Origin of the sequence: Hymenobacter aranciens (genome assembly GCF_030580865.1) — a bacterium.
Classification (GTDB): Bacteria; Bacteroidota; Bacteroidia; order Cytophagales; family Hymenobacteraceae; genus Hymenobacter; species Hymenobacter aranciens.
In genome coordinates this window covers 523679-542721 of record NZ_JAUQSY010000002.1, presented here as the reverse complement: position 1 = coordinate 542721, position 19043 = coordinate 523679, and the positions used below count along the sequence as shown (strand labels likewise).

Below are 19043 nucleotides of genomic sequence, written 5' to 3'. Positions count from 1 at the left end.
ATATCCGGACAGCCAGTAACTACTTGTCAATCCGGAAGCCCAGCCCGAACTGCAGCAGCGTGCTTTCCTCCGATTGCTGGTAGGAAATGCTGAAAGCCAGCGTTTCCACCACCGGCGCGATGTAGAAACCGCCGCCGTAGCCGCGGTGCCAGCCGCCGGGCGAGGCACCGTCGTAGTACACGCGGCCCTGGTCGTAGAAGCCGAAAACACCGTAGTAGAAGGGCAGAAAACCGTTACGAACTTGTCCCAGGGCGAGGCGCAGCTCCGAGTTGAAATACAGGCTGGCGTCGCCAGTGAAACGGTTGCGGTAGTAGCCGCGCAGGTTTTCACGCAACCCCAGGCTAGTGAATTTATAGAAGGGAATGATGGAGTTGGGGCCGTAGTTCTGTCCGCCGCCGCCTTTCAGCACCAGCGTGACGGGGATGCCCAGGCGGGCCGTGCTGTAGTACTCGGCAAAGGCCTGGGTGAGGCCAAAAAGGTTCTTTTTGGTCTGGATGCTGTCCGGGTTGTCGCTGAGCTGGTAGTAGCTGTCGTGCTGCACCCGGATACGCACCCCGCGCCGGGCGAAGGCCTGCCGGTCGCGCAGGTCAAGGTCGAACAAGCCGTTGAGTCCCACCAGACTCTGGTCACTGGTATTCGGGCGAATGTCGCTGCTGCCCAGCTGGCCGAGGTAGCTGTTGGTGCTGAAGTCGGTGGTGTAGTTCTCGTAGGTAGGCCCAACGCGGATAACGCTGCGCTGGAAGAAAGTGCGTTCCAGGAAGGCATTCAGGATAACGCCTTTGTAGCGGGCGCGGTAGAATTTGTCGTCGTAGGCATCCTGGTCGAGCTGGGTATTGTTGCCCAGGCCGAAGAAGTTATAAAACGGGAAGTAGCTGCCGTAGCTCACCGAGGCGCCCGCGTCAATCTTGCCGATGGCGTAGCGGTGGCGGGTGCCCACGGTCACCTGCCGCTGCCCGCCGGTGCTGCCTTCGAGTAGGAAGCTGTACTGGTTTTTGTAGCCCGGCTTGCGAAATCCCTGACGCGTGAAGGTCACGCCCGCGCTGGCCGTGAAACCATCGTTGCGGTTGTAACCCAGGCCGATGCCGGGGCGGTAGCTGTTGAATTCGAACTGCTCGCGGTCGTACTCATTCACCGTAGGGCGGGTCGAGGTGTGGTTGTCGGCCTCCGCGCTGAGCTGCATATCGGTATCGGGCAGGTCATACACCTTGGTGAGGTCGCGCAGGCCGCCGACGTGCGACTCGTCCACGATATGGTCCTTGCCGTCGCCGCCGATGATGCGCACCAGCACGCTTTTCTTCGCCTGACCGGTCACGCGAAATACGTCCTTGCCATCGAGCCCGTAGAGACCCACTTCGTCGGTTTCGTTAGGCTTAAAGGTTCGGTCGAACAGGGCCGGGCCCTTGGAGTCTTCAGTATCGCCAGCGCGGTCAAACATCTGCACCCGCACGTTGCCGTCGGCCTGGCGGTCCACCAGGAAAACCTCGCCCTTGTTGGAGCCCACTACATCTACCCGCTTGGCCAGCAACAGGTAATATTCGTCAATGGCATTCGGTAATCCCTGAATCCGGGCTTTGAGCTTGCGGTTGATTTCCAGCCCCGACTTCTTTTGGATTTCGGGCGGGAAGGTGGCCGTGGCTTCGTCGATGGCGCTGGGCGGCAGCTTTTCCTGGAGGTACCTGGCTGCGGCCTGCCAGTCGTTGCGGCTCAAGCTTTGCAGCAGGAAGCGGTCGAGGTGGCGCGCGGGCCAGTTCAAGCTCTTCATATCGTGAAACTCATCATCGAAGTTCTCGATGCTGGGCACGGCCCACTCGCGGTTGGCGAGGTAGGTGAGCAGGCCGTTCCAGAGGGTGAAGCTCTGGTCGCGGTCGCGGGGGATGGGGCGGTAGAGCGTGCCGCCGTTCGGCTGTTTGTAACCGGCCCATTTCCAGTTGTCTTCGTGCTTGCCGAAGTCGGCCACCAGCATGTCGAAGGCACGGGCGCGGGCCAGGGCCGGGGCATCCACACGGTTGTCGTGGTCCTTATACAGCTTACGGAAGAGGCCGAAGCTACGCGTCACCTCATCCGAGCCACCGAAGCCGGGCAGGTTGGGCTTCGGGTCTTTGGGCGAGTCTTCGAGGGTGCCGAGCAAGTTGGCGTACTTCTCGCGGTAGGGGCCAAGCTGCTGATTATCCGGCAGCCGGTAGAGGCGGGGCCGGGCGTGCAGAATATCCGTCCGGTCGAGCATCGAACTGATGGGCAGCGCCGAGTAGGGGTTGGCCGTGGCCGTGATGTCGCGCAGAATATCAGCCGCAAACGAGTTGCGCAGCTCCGGCGGCAGGATGGTCGTCACGTCCTTATCCACGGAGCGGAAGACGTACTCGGCGCTATCGGCGGCAATAAGCTTGAGCGAGGTGGTTTGGCGTCCACCGCCGCGGCCGGTGGGGCGCAGCCCGCCCTTGTCGGTGCGCAAGTCGAGGGTGGGCACCGTCACCGGCTCCAGCCACGACGAGCGGTATATTTTGCCAATGAAGAAGTTACGGCTGCCGGTTGGTTTGTATTCCGGCCCCGGCACCACGGTGCTGGTCGCTTGGAAGGGTGCATCGGGCTTGCTTTCGGCAAGCGTTTTAGCGGCACCCGGGCAGTCGGTGATAAATACGTTAACGGGAGCTTTGTCATCGCCACCCGCGCAGGGCGAGCGAAACAGGGTGCCCGCGTAGGCTTCCTTCGCAGACTGGGCGTCGCCGTTTTCAAAGGTAAAAAATCGGGTTTTCACCGTGCCGTCGGCGAAGTATTCGAGGGTCGAATATCCTTCTTCGCTTTTGCTATAGAGCGACTTGCCTTTGGCGCCCATGTGCTGGCTTTCGGCAAAGCTGCCGCTCACCAGATGGTAATTGCCCTGCAAAGGCGTCAGCTGCAAGGAGAAATCGTGCGCCGCCGCATACACCACGCCGGAGTGCGTAAACAGCGTATTCAGCAGCTCCTTACTCAGCTCCTGGTAGCGCGGATTGGCCAGGTCGCGGGGCGAGCCTACATTCTGACGATAAGCGGCATACACGGTGCCGAGCACCGGCGGCAGCAGGTGGCGCGACAGCGGCTGGTGCCCGCCATACGCGCCGTTGCTCACCACGGGGTGGTGGCCGGCCAGCAGCAGGTTTTTGCCTTTCGTGTCGTCCATGATGTCCTGCAGCTGCTCACGGAATTCCTCTTTGGTCAGTGTTTTGCAGTCGGTGTCGGGCGCTTCGGGGCGGTCGTAGGGGTGGGTAAACCAGGGCGAGTTGATAGCCACCAGCCGCACCAGAGGGGCCACGTCCACCACTTCGGGGCCGGGGCAGCCATTGCTGGGCACGAAGGCATTCTGGCCGGGTAGCTGTTGCTCGATGTACTTTTCGAGGCGGCGCACGGCTTTCAGGCCACCGGGGCCAGAGTTGGCCCAGTCCTTATCGCCGGGCAGAAAGTATATCTTGCCCTGCGGCAGGCCTTTGACCAGCGTAATGAGGGCATCGGCGCGGCTACGGGCGGTTTGGGCGAGGGCGGTGTCGCCCTTCGCTAAGCCTTCGTTGGCCACGATATCACCCAGGTGAACGACGGTGAAAGGCCTGGTTTGCTGCTCCAGGGTGCGGCGCAGCTGCTGCAGGCGGGCAGGCGAAACCTCGTGCTGGGCCGTATTGCCGAGCAGGAAAACCGTGTGGGCCGGTGGCGCCGATTGAGCGGCTACCGGCTGGAAAGTCAGCGTGCTGGCCGCCAGCAGGCAAATGTAGAGTAAACGCATAAGAGCAAAATGTCTGCTCTCATACGGTCGGGCGGTTAAAAAGTAGTTAAAATGTAGCGCTACGACTGTCGCAATGTTGCCGTAGCCGGGTAGGTGAAAATGGTGCGCAGCAGCAGCACCAGCAAACACGGCACGCCCACCCAGATGAGCTCACTGCGCAACACCAGCCAGGCGCGCTCACCAATAAAATTCTTCACGCCAATTGGGGAAACCTTAATCGGGCGGAAATCAAAGAAATACCGCTCCTGCTCCCAGGGGCTCAGGAACGCCACGCCCAGCCCGCCGCTGGTCATGGCATCAAGCACACCATGCGAGGCTGTGGCCAGAAACAGCAGCGACAGCAGTCGCCCGAAGCCCGGCCGCCAAGGGCCGGGCTTTGTAAATAAGCGCACCAATATTGTTACTGCCAACGCAATTACGGCCGCCGCCAGCAGCGAGTGCGTCAGCCCCCGATGCCCCCACAGGCTGGCATAGGGCACGTGAAATTTGAACCCAATTACGTCGGCGTCGGGCAGAAAGGCCAGGGCACTGGCCAGTAGCCAGTAGGGCCAGTATTCGCGCTCGCGAAAGTGCAGGCGCGCCAGGGTGAAACCAACGGCAACGTGACCAAAAACGGAAGCCATAAGGCAATTAACAATTAATAATGAATAATTAGCAATGCACGCTTGGAGTCAGGCTTTTAATTAATTACTCATTATTAATTAAATCCTTCAGCACCTGCGGCACGCCCACGCTGGCGGGCTCCACCACGTAGCGCACGCTGCGGCGGCCGGCCTCGGGCTGGTGCGGGTCGATGACGAACACGGGGCAGGTGGCGGGGGCGTAGTGCAGCAGCCCGGCCGCCGGGTACACCTGCAGCGAGGTGCCCACGATGAGCAGCGCGTCGGCTTCGGCCACGATTTCGGCGGCTTCCTCGATGGCGGGCACCATCTCGCCAAACCACACGATGTGCGGGCGCAGCTGCGAGCCGTCGGGGGCGAAGTCGCCCACATTGATGTCGCCGTCGCAGTAGTACACGGTGGCTTCGTCGGCCACGGAGCGCATTTCGTTGAGCATGCCGTGCAGGTGCAGCACGTGGGTGGAGCCGGCGCGCTCGTGCAAATCATCCACGTTCTGGGTAATGATACTGACCTTCCAGCCAAGCTGCTCCTCGAAGCCGGCCAGGGCCAGGTGGGCGGCGTTGGGCTGCACGGTGCGGGCCTGGGCGCGGCGCTGGTTGTAGAAATCGAGCACCAGGGCGGGGTTGCGGGCAAAGCCTTCGGGCGAGGCTACGTCTTCGATGCGGTGCTCTTCCCAGAGCCCGTTGGAGTCGCGGAAAGTGCGGATACCGGACTCGGCCGATACGCCGGCGCCGGTCAGAACTACAAGGTGTTTCATGCGTGCGAAGATACGAAACAGGGGGGAGTTTTGAGTTATAAATTACGGGTTTGGGATTGAAAATTACAGTGTGAAAAAAGGCTGTCATGCTGAACGCAGCGAAGCATCTCGCCTGCATTGCTAACCCCTTTCGATTGGATTTACTACCATGGGCAAGATGCTTCACTGCGTTCAGCATGACAGCCTTTTTTCAATTCATAACTCATAACTCAAAACTCATAACTCTTCCCCCGGCCGTACTTTCGCCCCATGTCCACCGGAACCATTCTGCTCATCGACGACGAAGCCGTGCTGCGTCATGCCATCGCCCGCACGCTGGAGCTGGAGGGCTACACCGTGCACCAGGCCCCCGACGCCCACCGCGGCCTGCAGGCCCTGCGCGAACACGCCAGCGAGGTGCTGGTGGTGCTGAGCGACGTGAAGCTGCCCGACGGCCGCGGCCTCGACCTACTGCCCCGCTACAAAGCCTTGGCCCCCCTGGCCGAGGTGGTGCTGATGACGGCCTACGGCACCATTGCCGACGGCGTGCGGGCCATGAAGGAAGGCGCTTTCGACTACCTCACCAAGGGCGACGCCGACGAGCAGCTGGTGGTGACCGTGGACCGCGCCGCCGACAAGGCCCGCCTGCAGCGCCGCGTGGCCGAGCTGGAGCGGCAAGTGGGCACTCAGCACAGCTTCGACTCGATGATTGGCCACGCGCCGGCCCTGGAGCAGGCTAAGCGCCTGGCCCAGCGCGCCGCGCCCACCGATAGCACCGTGCTACTGGAAGGCCCCACCGGCGCGGGCAAGGAGCTGTTTGCCCAAGCCATTCATCAGGCCAGTCTGCGTCGCAGCCGGCCGTTCGTGGCCGTCAATTGCTCGGCTTTCCCAAAGGATTTGCTGGAATCGGAGCTGTTTGGCTACAAAAAAGGGGCCTTCACGGGGGCGCTGGCCGACAAGAAAGGGCTGCTGGAAGAGGCTAATGGCGGCACCCTGTTTCTGGATGAGATAGGGGAGCTGGAGCTGAATGTGCAGGCCAAATTCCTGCGGGTGCTGGAAACGCGGCAGTTTGTGAAGCTCGGCGACACCAAGCCGACGAGCATCGACGTGCGCATCGTGGCCGCCACCAATCGCAACCTGCGCCAGGAGGCCGAAGCGGGCCATTTCCGCCCCGATTTATACTACCGGCTAGCCGTGTTCACGGTGCCGGTGCCGGGGCTCAATGAGCGCCGCGACGACGTGCCCGTGCTGGCCCAGCACTTCCTGCAACTCTTCAGCAGCCAGCTGCGCCGCCGCCTGCGCGGCTTCGAGCCGGAGGTGCTGGCCCAACTGCGGGCCCACGACTGGCGCGGCAATGTGCGCGAGCTCAAGAATGTGCTGGAGCGCGCCGCCATCCTGGCCGACGGCGACCTGCTGACCCTCGACGACCTGCCGCCCGAATTCCACCACCTGCCGCCCGCCCCCAGTCTCGATGAGGCCCATGACCGCAGTTTGCGCGCCCTGGAGAAGCGCCAGATTCGGCAGGTACTGCTCGACACGGGGGGCAACAAGATGGAGGCCGCCCGCCAGCTGGGCATCGGCACCAAGACTTTGTACCGCAAGATTCAGGAGTACGGACTGTAGGAGGTTGTAATCTGCTTGGTTTGCATACTGTGGCGCGCGGGCCTGCGTTAAGGCCAGTATCACCTCTTTTTACTTCCGCTTATGAAAAAGCAGCTACTTGCCGCCTTGCTGGCCCTGCCGGTGCTGGCCGCCGCGCAAACTCCCTTCACTTACACCATCAAAGGCAAGGTGGGCCGGCTGAGCGCACCAGCTAAAATCTACCTGGTACGCGGCCTGCAGCCGCTGGATTCAGCGACGCTGAAAAACGGGGAGTTTACAATACGAGGCACTGCCGAAGCACCCGTAGCGGCCCAATTGGTAGTGCGGCGGCAGGGCCGGCTGGGCAGCATGTTTGGCCGTATTTCCAACCGCGCCAGCATATTCGTAGAACCCGGCACGCTGCTGGTTACCAGCCCCGACTCGCTGGAAAACGCTGCTTTCAAAGGCGGCCCGGTGATGACCGACCACCTGCGCCTGCAAGCCGCAGTGGCCCCCATCGGTGCCCGCATGGTGGCCACCACTGCCCAAGCGCAGAAGGCCACCGAGGCCCAGCGCAACGACCCTGCCTTCAGCCAGCGGATACAGGCGCAGCTGGCGGCCCTTGACAAGGACATGCTGCAAGCAAACTACGCCTTCGTGCGGGCCAATCCCCATTCCTGGGTTAGCCTGGATGCCCTGCACGGTATGCGCATGTGGGACCCGCCGCAGTACGCCACCGTGGCCCCGCTCTACGAAGCCCTAAGCCCCGAATTGAAAGCCAGCCCTGCTGGCCGCGACTTGAGGAGTTGAACACCACGCTGGCGAAGTATCTGAAGTAGCTATTGCCAGCTGCTACCGGACCATCAAAACCGGGTTATTCTGACCGACGCACCGGGTCAGAATGACCCGGTTTTTTGCGTTTAGGCCTAACGAATATTCGAGCTGAATAAAAATTGCGCATTGATTATCAGTTGTGCCAGCCGGGAAATAAATGGTGGGCTGCGCTTGTGGGCCGCATTTGGCAATGGGCCTTGAGCAACCAAAACGAACCCTTGCTTATGCCTCCCTCCCTGTTCATCCCGCTGCTCACGGCCTCTGGCCTAGCCGGCTTCTGGCTGTTCTACCGCGCCGTCGATTTCTGCGAGCGCATCTGATTTTCCCGCTTCAATCCTCACAAAGCTATGATGCTCGCCCTGCTGCTGCTCTCGCTGGCCACCTTCGGCTACCTGTGCTACGTGCTGCTGAAACCGGAGAAATTTTAACCGCCCGTCATGCTGAGCGCAGCGAACCGAAGGTCGGTGTAGCCAAGCATGACAGTATTTCCAACTTGAACATGACCCAAGAACTTCTCGGCATCCTCGTCATTTTCGGCAGCACGCTGCTGCTGGCGGTGCCGCTGGGCCGCTACCTGGCCACAATTTATCGGGGCGACAAAAGCTGGTCCGATTTCCTGGCGCCGCTGGAGCGGCTGCTGTTTCGTTTCGGGGGCGTGAACCCCGCCAAAGACATGACCTGGCCGCAGCATCTGGTGGCGCTGCTCACTATCAACGTAGCGTGGTTTGGCTGGGCCATGCTGGTGCTGTGCACCCAGGGCAGCCTGCCGCTCAACCCCGACCATAACCCCTCGATGACGCCCGACCAGGCGTTTAATACGGCCATCTCGTTTCTGGTAAACTGCAACTTGCAGCACTACTCGGGCGAGAGCGGAGCCACGTATTTCTCGCAGCTCTTTGCCATCACGTTTCTGCAGTTTGTGACGGCGGCCACGGGCATGGCGGCCTGCGTGGTGGTGTTTAATGCCCTGCGCGACGGGGCGGGGGACAAGCTCGGCAACTTCTACAACTACTTCGTCAAGAGCATTACCCGGGTGCTGCTGCCCATCGCGCTGGGGGTGGCGCTGGTGCTGGTGGGGCAGGGCACGCCCATGAACTGGGCCGGCAAAGCCAGCATCGTGACCGTGCAGGGCGACTCCGTCAGCGTGAGCCGGGGGCCGGCGGCGGCCATGATTGCCATCAAGGAGCTGGGGACCAACGGGGGGGGCTTCTTCGGAGCCAACTCGGCGCACCCGCTGGAGAACCCCACGTACCTCACGAATGCGGTGGAGAACGTGGCGCTGGTGCTGATTCCCTTTGCGCTGGTGTTTGCCCTGGGCTATTATTTGCGGCGGCCGCGGCTGTCGTACATGGTGTTTGGGGTGATGACGGTGGGCTTTCTGCTGCTGCTGGCGCCCACGGTGTACTATGAGCTGCACGGCAACCCGGCCATCGCCCGCATGGGGGTGGACCAGCAGCTGGGGGCGCTCGAGGGCAAGGAAATGCGTTTCGGCGCGGCGGCTTCGGCCTACTGGGGCATTACCAACACGGTGATTTCCTGCGGCTCGGTGAATTCGATGCACGACTCGCACATGCCCATCTCGGGCATGGCCGAGCTGCTGGGCATGATGACCAACGCCTTTTACGGCGGGGTGGGGGTGGGCTTTCTCAACTTCTTTGTTTTCGTGATTATTGCCGTGTTCATCGCCGGGCTGATGGTGGGGCGCACGCCGGAATTTCTGGGGCGCAAAATCGAGGCGCGGGAGATGAAAATTGCCGTGCTGGTGGCCTTGCTGCACCCGTTGCTCATCCTGGTGGGCACGGCTTTATCGGCGCACCTCTACACCGGCAACCCCACCGAATACGCGGGCTGGCTGGCCAACCCGGGGTACCACGGCTTCTCCGAGATGCTGTATGAGTTTACCTCGTCGGCGGCCAATAATGGCTCGGGCTTCGAGGGGCTGGGGGATAATACGCCGTGGTGGAACATCAGCACCGGCGTGGTGATGCTGCTGGCGCGCTACCTGCCGATTATCGGGCCGGTGGCCATTGCGGGGCTGCTGGCGCGCAAGCAGCCGGTGCCCGAAAGCGCGGGCACGCTGCGCACCGATACGGCCACCTTCGGGGTGCTGGTGCTGTTCGTGATTTGGATTATCGCGGCGCTGGCCTTCTTCCCGGCGCTGGCGCTGGGGCCGCTGGCCGAGCATTTTACGCTGTATTAACATTCTCTCGGGGCTATTACTGGCGCGAGTTTAGCGCAGCGTAACTCGTGCCGACTATCACGGGAGGCTGTGCCTCCCCCGCACTGCCCCGTCTAGTGGTCATAGCGGCTAGCTACGCAAATCGTTCTGATGCGAGGCTCAGCCTCGCCCGAATGAAAGGCACGAGTTACGCTGCGCTAAACTCGCGCCAGTCGGGGCTCGACTGCATCTCGGGTATGCTCGACTGCATCTCGGGTGTGCTCGACTGCATCTCGGGTGTGCTCGACTGCATCTCGGGTGTGCTCGACTGCATCTCGGGTGTGCTGGACGATGCCTCGGACGTGCTGGACGATGTCTCGGGCTTGCTCGACTGGCCCTCGAAGGTGCTGGACGACGCAAAGTGCATGCTGGACTGCCCCTCGGACATGCTGGACGGTGCCACGGGGCTGCTCGACGGATGGACGGGCTTTTTTCTCTCTTGATTATTTTTTAACATGGCAACTCAATCTCCTTCTTTATTTCAACCGGCGCTGGTGCGCGAGGCCATCGGGCAGGCCTTTGTGAAGCTCGACCCGCGCACGCTGGTGCGCAACCCGGTGATGTTCACCGTGGAGCTGGGCACAGCGGTGATGCTGGTGGTGACGCTGGGGCTGCTGGCGCGGCCCGACGCGGCGCAGGGCAGCTTCGGCTACAACTTCACGGTGTTCGTGGTGCTGCTGCTCACGCTCTTATTCGCCAATTTTGCCGAGGCCATTGCCGAGGCACGGGGCAAGGCGCAAGCCGATTCGCTGCGGAAGACGCGGCAGGATACCCCTGCCACGCTGCGCCTGGACGACGGCACGCTGGAGGCAGTGAGCTCGGCGGGGCTGCGCAAAGGGCAGGTGTTTGTGGTGGAAGCGGGCGAGGTTATCCCGACCGACGGGGAGATTATCGAGGGCCTGGCCACGATTGACGAGTCGGCCATTACGGGCGAGTCGGCGCCGGTAATTCGCGAGGCGGGCGGCGATAAATCGTCGGTGACGGGCGGCACCAAAGTGCTGAGCGACCGCATCGTGGCGCGGGTGAGCACCGAGCCGGGCGAGTCGTTTCTGGACAAGATGATTGCGCTGGTGGAGGGCGCCTCGCGGCAGAAAACGCCGAACGAAATTGCCCTCACGATTCTGCTGGCGGGCTTCACGCTGGTGTTCGTGATTGTGTGCGTGACGCTGGCACCGTTTGCCGATTATGCCCGCACGCCGATTTCGGTGGCGGCGTTTATCGCGCTGTTTGTGTGCTTGATTCCGACCACGATTGGCGGGCTGCTGTCGGCCATCGGCATTGCGGGCATGGACCGGGCACTGCGGGCCAACGTCATCACCAAGAGCGGCAAGGCCGTGGAAACGGCCGGCGACGTGGACGTGCTGCTGCTGGATAAAACCGGCACCATCACCATCGGCAACCGCCGGGCCACGCACTTCTGGCCCGCGCCGGGCGTGCCGATGGGGCGGTTCGTGGAGCAGGCCACGCTCAGCTCGCTCACCGACGAAACGCCCGAGGGCAAGAGCATCGTGGAGCTGGCCCGCGACCACAAGGTGGAAGCCCTGGCCCTGCAGCCCCAGCTGACCGGGGCCGAGCTCATCAAGTTCACCGCCGAAACCCGTAGCTCGGGCGTGACGCTGGCCGACGGCCGCCGCCTGCGCAAGGGCGCCGCCGATGCCATCCGGCAGCTGGCCGAGCGCGCCGGGCAGGCCTACCCGGCCGAGGTGGCTGAGCGGGTGGCCACGGTGGCCGGCAACGGCGGCACCCCGCTGGTGCTGAGCGAAAACGACCGGGTACTGGGCGTGGTGGAATTACAGGACGTGATAAAGCCCGGCATCCGGGAGCGGTTTGGGCGGCTGCGCAGCATGGGCATCAAAACGGTGATGGTGACCGGCGACAACCCGCTGACGGCAAAATTCATCGCCGAGAAAGCCGGGGTGGACGACTTCATCGCCGAAGCCAAGCCGGAGGATAAAATGCAGTACATAAGGGCCGAGCAGCGCCTGGGCCGCCTGGTGGCCATGATGGGCGACGGCACCAACGACGCGCCCGCCCTGGCCCAGGCTGACGTGGGCGTGGCCATGAACTCGGGCACGCCGGCGGCCAAGGAAGCCGGCAACATGGTGGACCTCGACAACGACCCCACTAAGCTCATCGAAGTGGTGGAAATCGGCAAGCAGTTGCTGATGACGCGCGGGACTTTGACGACGTTTTCGATTGCCAACGACGTGGCCAAGTACTTCGCCATCGTGCCGGCGCTGTTCATGGCGGGCATTCCGGCGCTGGGGGCGCTGAATGTGATGGGGCTGCAGTCGCCGCAGTCGGCCATTCTCTCGGCCGTGATATTCAATGCCATCATCATCCCGGCGCTGGTGCCGCTGGCTTTGAACGGGGTGGCTTATAAGCCCATTGGGGCCTCGGCCCTGCTGCGGCGCAATCTGCTGATTTACGGGCTGGGCGGGGTGGCGGTGCCGTTCGTGGGCATCAAGCTGATTGACGTGGTGGTGGGGTGGTGTATGTGATAGAACGACAAGGTATGGTGAGCAACAGAACAAAACTCCCCTCCTTGGAAAAGGAGGGGACGCGAGCTGCGCTGAGCAGCGAGCGGGGGTGGTTCGCCCGTCAGAACGATACCTGAACGACCCGACTGTACAACTACCTTTTTCTAAGCGGCGCGAACGGCGCGACCGGGCGAACCACCCCCGTTGCGGCTGCGCCGCAACATCCCCTCCTTTCCAAGGAGGGGAGTTTCGCCCTCCTCTTCATTCCTTTTTAACAACTTCTCATGAAAACCCAACTCCTTCCCGCCCTGCGCCTCACCCTAGCCATGATGCTGCTGTGCTGCGGGCTATACCCGGCCCTGGTGTGGGCCGCCGCCCAGCTGGCCCCCGGCCAGGGGGCGGGCGTTACCGTCAGCCGCCACGGGCGGGTGGTGGGCTTTGCCCGCGTGGGGCAGAAATTCGACCGGCCGGAGTATTTCAACTCCCGGCCCTCGGCGGCCGACTACCACGCCGACGCCAGCAGCGGCTCGAATAAGGGGCCGTCGAACCCGGAATACCTGGCCCTGGTGCAGGCCCGGCTGGATACTTTTTTACTTGAAAACCCGGGGGTGAAAGCGGCCGACGTGCCCGCTGAGCTGCTCACCGCCAGCGGCTCGGGGCTCGACCCGCACCTCTCGCCGCAGGGCGCGCTGGTGCAGGTGGCGCGCATTGCCCGCGTGCGCCGCCTGAGTGCCCAGGAAGTGCGCAACCTGATTCCGCGCTACACCACGGCCGTGCTTTTCGGCCCCGACGTCGTAGATGTTTTATCGCTCAATCTGGCCCTCGACGAGCTGGCCGGTCAGTAGTTTTGTTCCCCTTACCGCTTATGAAATCCTTTGTTTTCGGACTGCTGACGGCGCTGCCGCTGGCCGCTTCCGCCCAATCTTCGGCCGCGCCCGACTCGGCCGCGGTCACCGCGCCACTCAGCTACTACGGCTTCGTGGATGCCTATTTCGGCTACGATTTTGACCATGCCAACGGCAACAACCGGCAGTATTTCCTGTACTCGCACGGGCGCCAGAACGAGTTTGCCATCAACCAGGGCGTGGTGGGGCTGCGCTACGACGACGGCCGCGTGCGCGGGGCGCTGGGTTTGCACGCCGGCACCTACGTGAGCGCCAACTACGCCGCCGAAGACCCCGTGTTGCGGCACGTGTATGAGGCGTACGCGGGCTTTCGGCCCTTCCAGAAGGCCTGGCTCGACGTGGGGATTTTCGGCTCGCACATCGGGTTTGAGTCGGCCATTTCTAAAGATAACTGGACGCTGACCCGCTCGCTGATGGCCGAGAACTCGCCGTACTACGAGTCTGGTGCCCGCCTCACTTATGAGGTGAGCCCCAAGCTGACCCTGACCGGGCTGGTGCTGAACGGCTGGCAGAACATCCGTGAAACCAACCAGGCCAAGGCCCTGGGCACGCAGCTGCAGTGGAGGCCGACGGGTAAGATTCTCATCAATAGCAGCACGTTTTATGGCAACGAACAGCCGCAGGATTCCATCATTCGGCGGCGCTATTTCCATGATTTTTACATCACGTACGCGGCCAGCGCCCGCACCAGTCTGGCGCTGGTGTTCGACGTGGGCAAGCAGCAGAGCGCTGGCCGGCGCGGCCACGATACCTGGCACAGCGGGGCGGTGTTCGTGAAGCAGCAGCTGGCCGACAAGCTCTCGGCCACCGTGCGGGGCGAGTATTACTACGCCGAGCGCGGCGTCATTATCAGCAGTAGTATGCCGGCGGCGTCGGATGCTGATTTTCGGGTGGCGGGCGGCTCGCTTAACCTCGATTATGCGCCCACGCCCCGGGTGCTGGCGCGGCTGGAAGGGCGGTATCTGGACGGCATCAACGGCGTGTTTGGGCGGGCCGATAACGTGGACAACCGCAGCTACGGGAATGTGACGGGCAGCGTGGCGTTTTCGTTTTAGCACTGGCGCGAGTTTAGGCGCAGCCGTAACTCGTGCCGACCATTCGGGCGAGGCTGCGCCTCGCAGCAGAACGTTCAATCGGCGCGGGCGGGGGAGGCACAGCCTCCCATGATAGTAGGCACGAGTTACGGCTGCGCCTAAACTCGCGCCAGTTCAATCAACCAATTTTACCTTCCCAATGCCTGATTCCCGCGACCAATCCGCCGAGCGATTCCTGCGTTTGGTGCAGGCGCGGCGGCGCGGCACGCTCAAGGTGTACCTGGGGCTGGCCGCCGGGGTGGGCAAAACCTACCGCCTGCTGCAGGAAGCTCACGAGCTGCGCCGCCACGGCGTGGACGTGCTGCTAGGTTACATCGAAACCCACGGCCGCCCCGGCACCGTGGCCGGGCTGCCGGATTTGCCGCTGCTGCCCCGCAAGCACGTCTTCTACAAGGGCCGGGCGCTGGAGGAAATGGACCTCGACGGCATCGTGCAGCGCCGCCCGCAGGTGGTAATTGTCGACGAGCTGGCCCACTCCAACGTGCCCGGCTCGCGCCACGACAAGCGCTGGCAGGACGTAGAGTACTTGTTGCAGCAAGGAATCGCCGTGATTACGGCCGTGAACGTGCAGCACCTCGAAAGCCTGCACGACCAGGTGCTCAAAATAACCGGCACCGACGTAACCGAGCGCATCCCCGACCAACTGCTCAGGCAGGCCGACGAGGTAGTGAACGTGGACCTGACCGTGGCCGAGCTGCGCGCCCGGCTCCAGGAAGGCAAAATCTACGACCCCGCCAAGGTGCCCACCGCGCTGAATAACTTCTTCCGCGCCGACAACCTGCTGCAGCTGCGCCGGCTGGCTGTGCGGGAGGTGGCCCAACTGCTCAACCGCCAGGTGAGCGACGACACGCCCGCCCCGCGCCGCAACGACGACCGGCTGCTGGCCTGCATCAACACCAACGAGGCCGCCGCCCGCGAAATCATCCGCAAAGCCTCGCGCCTGGCCGACCAGCTCGGCGCGGCCGCCTGGTACGTGCTCTACGTGCAGACGGGCCGCGAAACTGCCGAGCGCATCGGGCTGGCTACGCAGCGCCATTTGCTTAATAACCTGCAGCTGGCCGTGGAGCTGGGCGCGCAGATTCTGCGGGTGAAAAACGACGACGTGGTGGCAGCCATCAGGCAAGTAGCGGCCGAGAAAAACGCCACGCTGCTAGTCTGCGGCATCACCCGCGCCAGGGGCTGGTGGGCGCGGCTGTTCCGGCGGGGTGTCACGAATGATTTGTTGCGGGCCGTGGCGCGGGATGCGCCGGAAACCGACGTGTATCTGGTAACTTATTAAGTAACGCACAGTAGCGCGGACTTTGCAGTCCGCGAGTCTGAACGTTCGCACTCGCGGACTACACAGTCCGCGCTACATTCATTATCCATGAGCTTACGCACCACCATCACCCTGGGCCTTTTGGGGTTGCTGACCCTGCTGCTGGCCATCGGCGGCTACGCTTTCTACAGCATCCGCCAGATTGACCACCGCGCCCGCAATGTATTGCAGGCCAACTTTTATTCCGTGGAATTAGGCCAACAAATGCTGCAGGGCCTCGACCAGCCCACCACTGGCCTGACCCGCTTCGGCGCCGCACTGCGCCGTGAGGCCGGCAACGTGACCGAGCCCGGCGAGCAGCAGGTGGTCGACAGCCTGACGCGGGGCCTGGCCACCTACCAGCGCCAGCCCGCCCCGGCCACGCTGAGCCAGCTGCGGGCCCAGACGCACCGCATGATTCGCCTGAACACGGCCGCCCTGACGCGCAAAAACGACCAGATTGCCCGCACCACGGCCGCCGCCGAGCGCAACCTCGTGGTGTGCGTGGTGGTGGCCGTGCTGCTGGCTTCGCTGCTGGTAATGAGCGTGCCCGAAGCCGCCGTGCAGCCCCTGCAGCAGCTCACCAATGCCCTGGAGCACGCCACCGACCGCAACTTCACGGCCAGCATCCCGGTGGAGAGCGGCAGCGAGTTTGGTCGCGTAGCCCGGGCTTTCAACCGCATGCTGGGGCAGTTGCGGGAGTTTCGCAGCTCCACGCTCGCCGGGCTCATCACCGAGCGCAACCGCACCGCCAGCATTGTGAACGGGCTGGATGAGGGCCTGCTGCTGCTGGACGAAAACCGCCGCATCATCCTAGCCAACCCGGTGGCCTGCGCGTTATTGAGCCAGCCGGCGGAGGAGCTCATCGGGCAGCCCGCCGCCGCTGTGGCCGAGGCCAACGACCTGCTGCGCGAGCTGCTGCAGCCGCTGGAGGCCGAGCCCGGCCGCCGGGCGCAGGCCGTGGCCGAGGCCCCGCTGCTGCGCATTGCCCAGCAGGGCGAGGAGGCCTTCTACCGGCTGGCGGTGCAGGAGCTGGTGGCCTTTAATGAGGAGCTGGGCAAGCTGGAGTTCGTAGGGCAAATTCTGACCTTGCGCAACGTGTCGGAGTTCAAGAAGCTCGACCAGCTGAAATCCAATTTTCTGGCTACCGTGTCGCACGAGTTGAAAACGCCACTCTCCAGCATCGGCCTCAATGCCAAATTGCTGCAGGATGAGCGGCTGCCTGCCGACGAGCGCCAGCGCGTGGCCGCCCACATCCGCCAGGAAACCCAACGCCTGCAGCGCATGGTGGCCGAGCTGCTCGACGTGTCGCGCCTCGACGCCGGGGCCGGCATTCAGCTTGATTTGCAGGCCACCAGCCTGGCCGAGGTTATTGGCTACGCCACGGCCACCGTGCAGCCCCAGCTGGCCGACAAGCAATTGCAGCTCAGCACCCAGGTGCCCGCCAACCTGCCCGCTGCCCGCGCCGACGTGGAGAAAACCACCTGGGTGCTCATCAACCTGCTGGCCAATGCCATCCGCTACTCGCCGGTGGGGGCGGCGCTGGAAGTGCAGGCCGCCGTGGCGGGCCGCTTCGTGCAGGTGAGTGTGCGCGACCACGGCCCCGGCATCGCCGCCGAGCACCACGAGCGCATCTTCCAGCGCTTTGCGCAATTGCCCGACAAGAGCGGCTACCGCGGCGGCTCGGGCCTGGGACTGAGCATTGCGCGGGAGTTTATCAGCACGCAGGGCGGGCGGCTGTGGGTGGAAAGTGAGCTGGGTAGCGGCAGCACGTTCTATTTTACCTTGCCGTTGGCAGGGACATTAGCCTAATCAGAACGTTATTTCGTAGTGTGAAAAATGCTGCTACATTTGCAGTCTAAGCCATATTCTCTCACCTCATTACCATTTTGTATGCTTTCACCCTCTACGCTTGGCCGCAGTGGCCGCTACGGTCTGGCAGTGGCCGCTCTGGTACTTAGCAGCCAGCTTACTCAGGCCCAAACTCAAACGCCCGTTTACGTGGGCCCCGACGCCAGCTTTGGCACCAATGGCAGCGTCAATACCGGCGTATCGGGCCGGGGTGGCCGCTTCTCGGATGTGAGCACCGCCCAGCATGATGATTGGAGCCGCATGGGGCAGCTGGTGCAGGCCCAGGGCTACCTCTGGGTGTGCAATGGCAGTCAGCTGCAGCGGTATTCGCTGGATGGGGTGGCCGATGCCGCTTTCGGGACCAATGGCACGGTTACAGTCCCATTTGTGGCCAGTGGCCTGACGGTGCAGGCCGATGGCAAGGTGCTGGTAGTGGGGTACATCACGGGTGGGTTTTACAATAGCCGCGCCCTGGCGCGCTACACGGCTGCGGGCGTGCTCGACCCCACGTTTGGCACGGCCGGCGTAGTGGCCGACCCCAACAATGGCCCGTATGTGGAGCTGCGCCGCGTGGTGCAGCTGGCCTCGGGCGAGTACCTGGCTTTTGGGGTGCCGGCTACGGGCTCGGGCTACGGTTCGCGGGTGCTCCGGCTGAGCGCCACGGGGCAGCCGGTGGGCCAACTGGTATCGGTAGCGGATGCCTGGCTGGATGATATCGCCGTGCAGGCCGACGGACAGATTATCGTTATCGGCTGCACGTTTGGCACCACGCCTAATGCCACTCCCGGCATCAGCGTGCGCCGCTATACTGCTACCGGCAACCCCGATACCAGCTTCGGCACCAATGGCAATACGGTTATCAACGGTATCAAAACCTTCCAGGGGGTGACGGGCCCAGGCTTCACCGAAGGCTACGGTGTGGCCGTGCAGCCCGCTGATGGCAAGATTGTGCTGGCCGGCCGGGTGTGGGTGAACAACCGGGGTGACCAGCCCGTGCTGCTACGCCTGAATGCGGATGGCACGCCCGATACGGCTTTTAACACGGCCGCTGCGCAAAGCATTTCCGTGGTGGGCGGCTTGCGGGCGGTGGCCGTGCAGCCCGATGGCGCCATCGTGGTAGGTGGCGGAAAAGAGGCCTGGCCTTCGCGCGAGCATCAGCTGCTGCTGGCCCGCTACACCGCTGCCGGCCGGCTCGACTCCACCTTTACCAACGCCGCAGATAAGCTATACATGCAGGGCATGCCCAGTGCCGTTGGGGTGGCCAGCTCCCTGGTATTGCAGACAGGTAAGGTAGTGACTCTGGGCGGCTTTGAAACCAACGACCCCTCAACGCTGACCGGAGTGATGCGCCTGGCCCGCTACGTGGCCAGCGTGCCGGCTATTCCCACGGCTACCCGCGCTGCCAGCTCGGTGCTGGGCCTGCAGGCCTCGCCGGTGCCCAGCCACGGCCTCGTGCAGCTGCACTACTCGCTGCCCCGCGCCGCCGCCGTGCGCTACACGGTGCACGACCAGATGGGCCGCCCCGTGCCCGGCCTGGCGGCCGAGCGGCGGCAGGCCGCTGGCCTGCAGGAGCAGACGCTTGACCTGCGGACGCTGGCCGCCGGGGTGTACCTCTGCACCGTGGAGGCCGGGGGCTACCGCCAGACCCTGCGGCTGGTGGTGGCGCCGTAAGAAGCAGC

14 protein-coding genes are annotated in these 19043 nt (G+C 63.4%); 11 read left to right on the top strand and 3 right to left on the bottom strand.

The annotated features are described in order from the left end of the window. Window positions 1-19: 19 nt before the first annotated feature. The 3 genes from Q5H93_RS04435 to Q5H93_RS04425 form a co-directional block, all read right to left on the bottom strand. A complete protein-coding gene (locus Q5H93_RS04435; protein WP_305005284.1) occupies window positions 20-3748 on the bottom strand; it encodes a BamA/TamA family outer membrane protein in 3729 nt (1242 codons plus the stop codon). A 59-nt stretch (window positions 3749-3807) separates the two neighbouring features. Then, window positions 3808-4371, bottom strand: coding sequence for a metal-dependent hydrolase (locus Q5H93_RS04430; RefSeq protein ID WP_305005283.1), 564 nt, complete (start codon window positions 4369-4371; stop codon window positions 3808-3810). 64 nt (window positions 4372-4435) lie between these two features. Then, a complete protein-coding gene (locus tag Q5H93_RS04425; RefSeq protein ID WP_305005282.1) occupies window positions 4436-5125 on the bottom strand; it encodes a Sir2 family NAD-dependent protein deacetylase in 690 nt (229 codons plus the stop codon). A gap of 249 nt (window positions 5126-5374) precedes the next feature. Between Q5H93_RS04425 and Q5H93_RS04420 the strand changes: the two genes are divergently transcribed. From Q5H93_RS04420 to Q5H93_RS04375, 11 genes are all read left to right on the top strand, one after another. Then, window positions 5375-6727, top strand: a complete 1353-nt coding sequence (locus Q5H93_RS04420) for a sigma-54-dependent transcriptional regulator (RefSeq protein ID WP_305005281.1) — start codon at window positions 5375-5377, stop codon at window positions 6725-6727. Window positions 6728-6808: 81 nt separating this feature from the next. Continuing rightward, the gene (locus Q5H93_RS04415; protein WP_305005280.1) at window positions 6809-7495 is read left to right on the top strand and encodes a DUF4369 domain-containing protein; all 687 of its coding nucleotides are present in this window, start codon (window positions 6809-6811) and stop codon (window positions 7493-7495) included. A 371-nt stretch (window positions 7496-7866) separates the two neighbouring features. After that, a complete protein-coding gene (gene kdpF / locus Q5H93_RS24130) occupies window positions 7867-7947 on the top strand; it encodes a K(+)-transporting ATPase subunit F (protein WP_068333317.1) in 81 nt (26 codons plus the stop codon). 71 nt (window positions 7948-8018) lie between these two features. Next, window positions 8019-9719 (top strand): potassium-transporting ATPase subunit KdpA, encoded by a 1701-nt coding sequence (kdpA, locus tag Q5H93_RS04410; RefSeq protein WP_305005279.1) that lies wholly within the window; start codon window positions 8019-8021, stop codon window positions 9717-9719. A gap of 152 nt (window positions 9720-9871) precedes the next feature. Then, window positions 9872-10180, top strand: coding sequence for a hypothetical protein (locus Q5H93_RS04405; protein WP_305005278.1), 309 nt, complete (start codon window positions 9872-9874; stop codon window positions 10178-10180). 12 nt (window positions 10181-10192) lie between these two features. Then, the gene (kdpB, locus tag Q5H93_RS04400; RefSeq protein ID WP_305005277.1) at window positions 10193-12238 is read left to right on the top strand and encodes a potassium-transporting ATPase subunit KdpB; all 2046 of its coding nucleotides are present in this window, start codon (window positions 10193-10195) and stop codon (window positions 12236-12238) included. A gap of 263 nt (window positions 12239-12501) precedes the next feature. After that, window positions 12502-13062 carry a potassium-transporting ATPase subunit KdpC gene (kdpC, locus tag Q5H93_RS04395; RefSeq protein WP_305005276.1) on the top strand — a complete coding sequence of 187 codons (561 nt, stop codon included), beginning with the start codon at window positions 12502-12504 and terminating at the stop codon, window positions 13060-13062. Window positions 13063-13082: 20 nt separating this feature from the next. Next, window positions 13083-14177, top strand: coding sequence for a porin (locus tag Q5H93_RS04390; RefSeq protein WP_305005275.1), 1095 nt, complete (start codon window positions 13083-13085; stop codon window positions 14175-14177). Window positions 14178-14355: 178 nt separating this feature from the next. After that, the gene (locus Q5H93_RS04385; protein ID WP_305005274.1) at window positions 14356-15495 is read left to right on the top strand and encodes a sensor protein KdpD; all 1140 of its coding nucleotides are present in this window, start codon (window positions 14356-14358) and stop codon (window positions 15493-15495) included. Window positions 15496-15582: 87 nt separating this feature from the next. Continuing rightward, window positions 15583-17325 carry a HAMP domain-containing sensor histidine kinase gene (locus Q5H93_RS04380; RefSeq protein ID WP_305005273.1) on the top strand — a complete coding sequence of 581 codons (1743 nt, stop codon included), beginning with the start codon at window positions 15583-15585 and terminating at the stop codon, window positions 17323-17325. An 81-nt stretch (window positions 17326-17406) separates the two neighbouring features. Continuing rightward, window positions 17407-19035: a T9SS type A sorting domain-containing protein gene (locus tag Q5H93_RS04375; RefSeq protein WP_305005272.1), complete on the top strand. Its 1629-nt coding sequence runs from the start codon at window positions 17407-17409 to the stop codon at window positions 19033-19035. The last annotated feature ends 8 nt before the right edge of the window (window positions 19036-19043 follow it).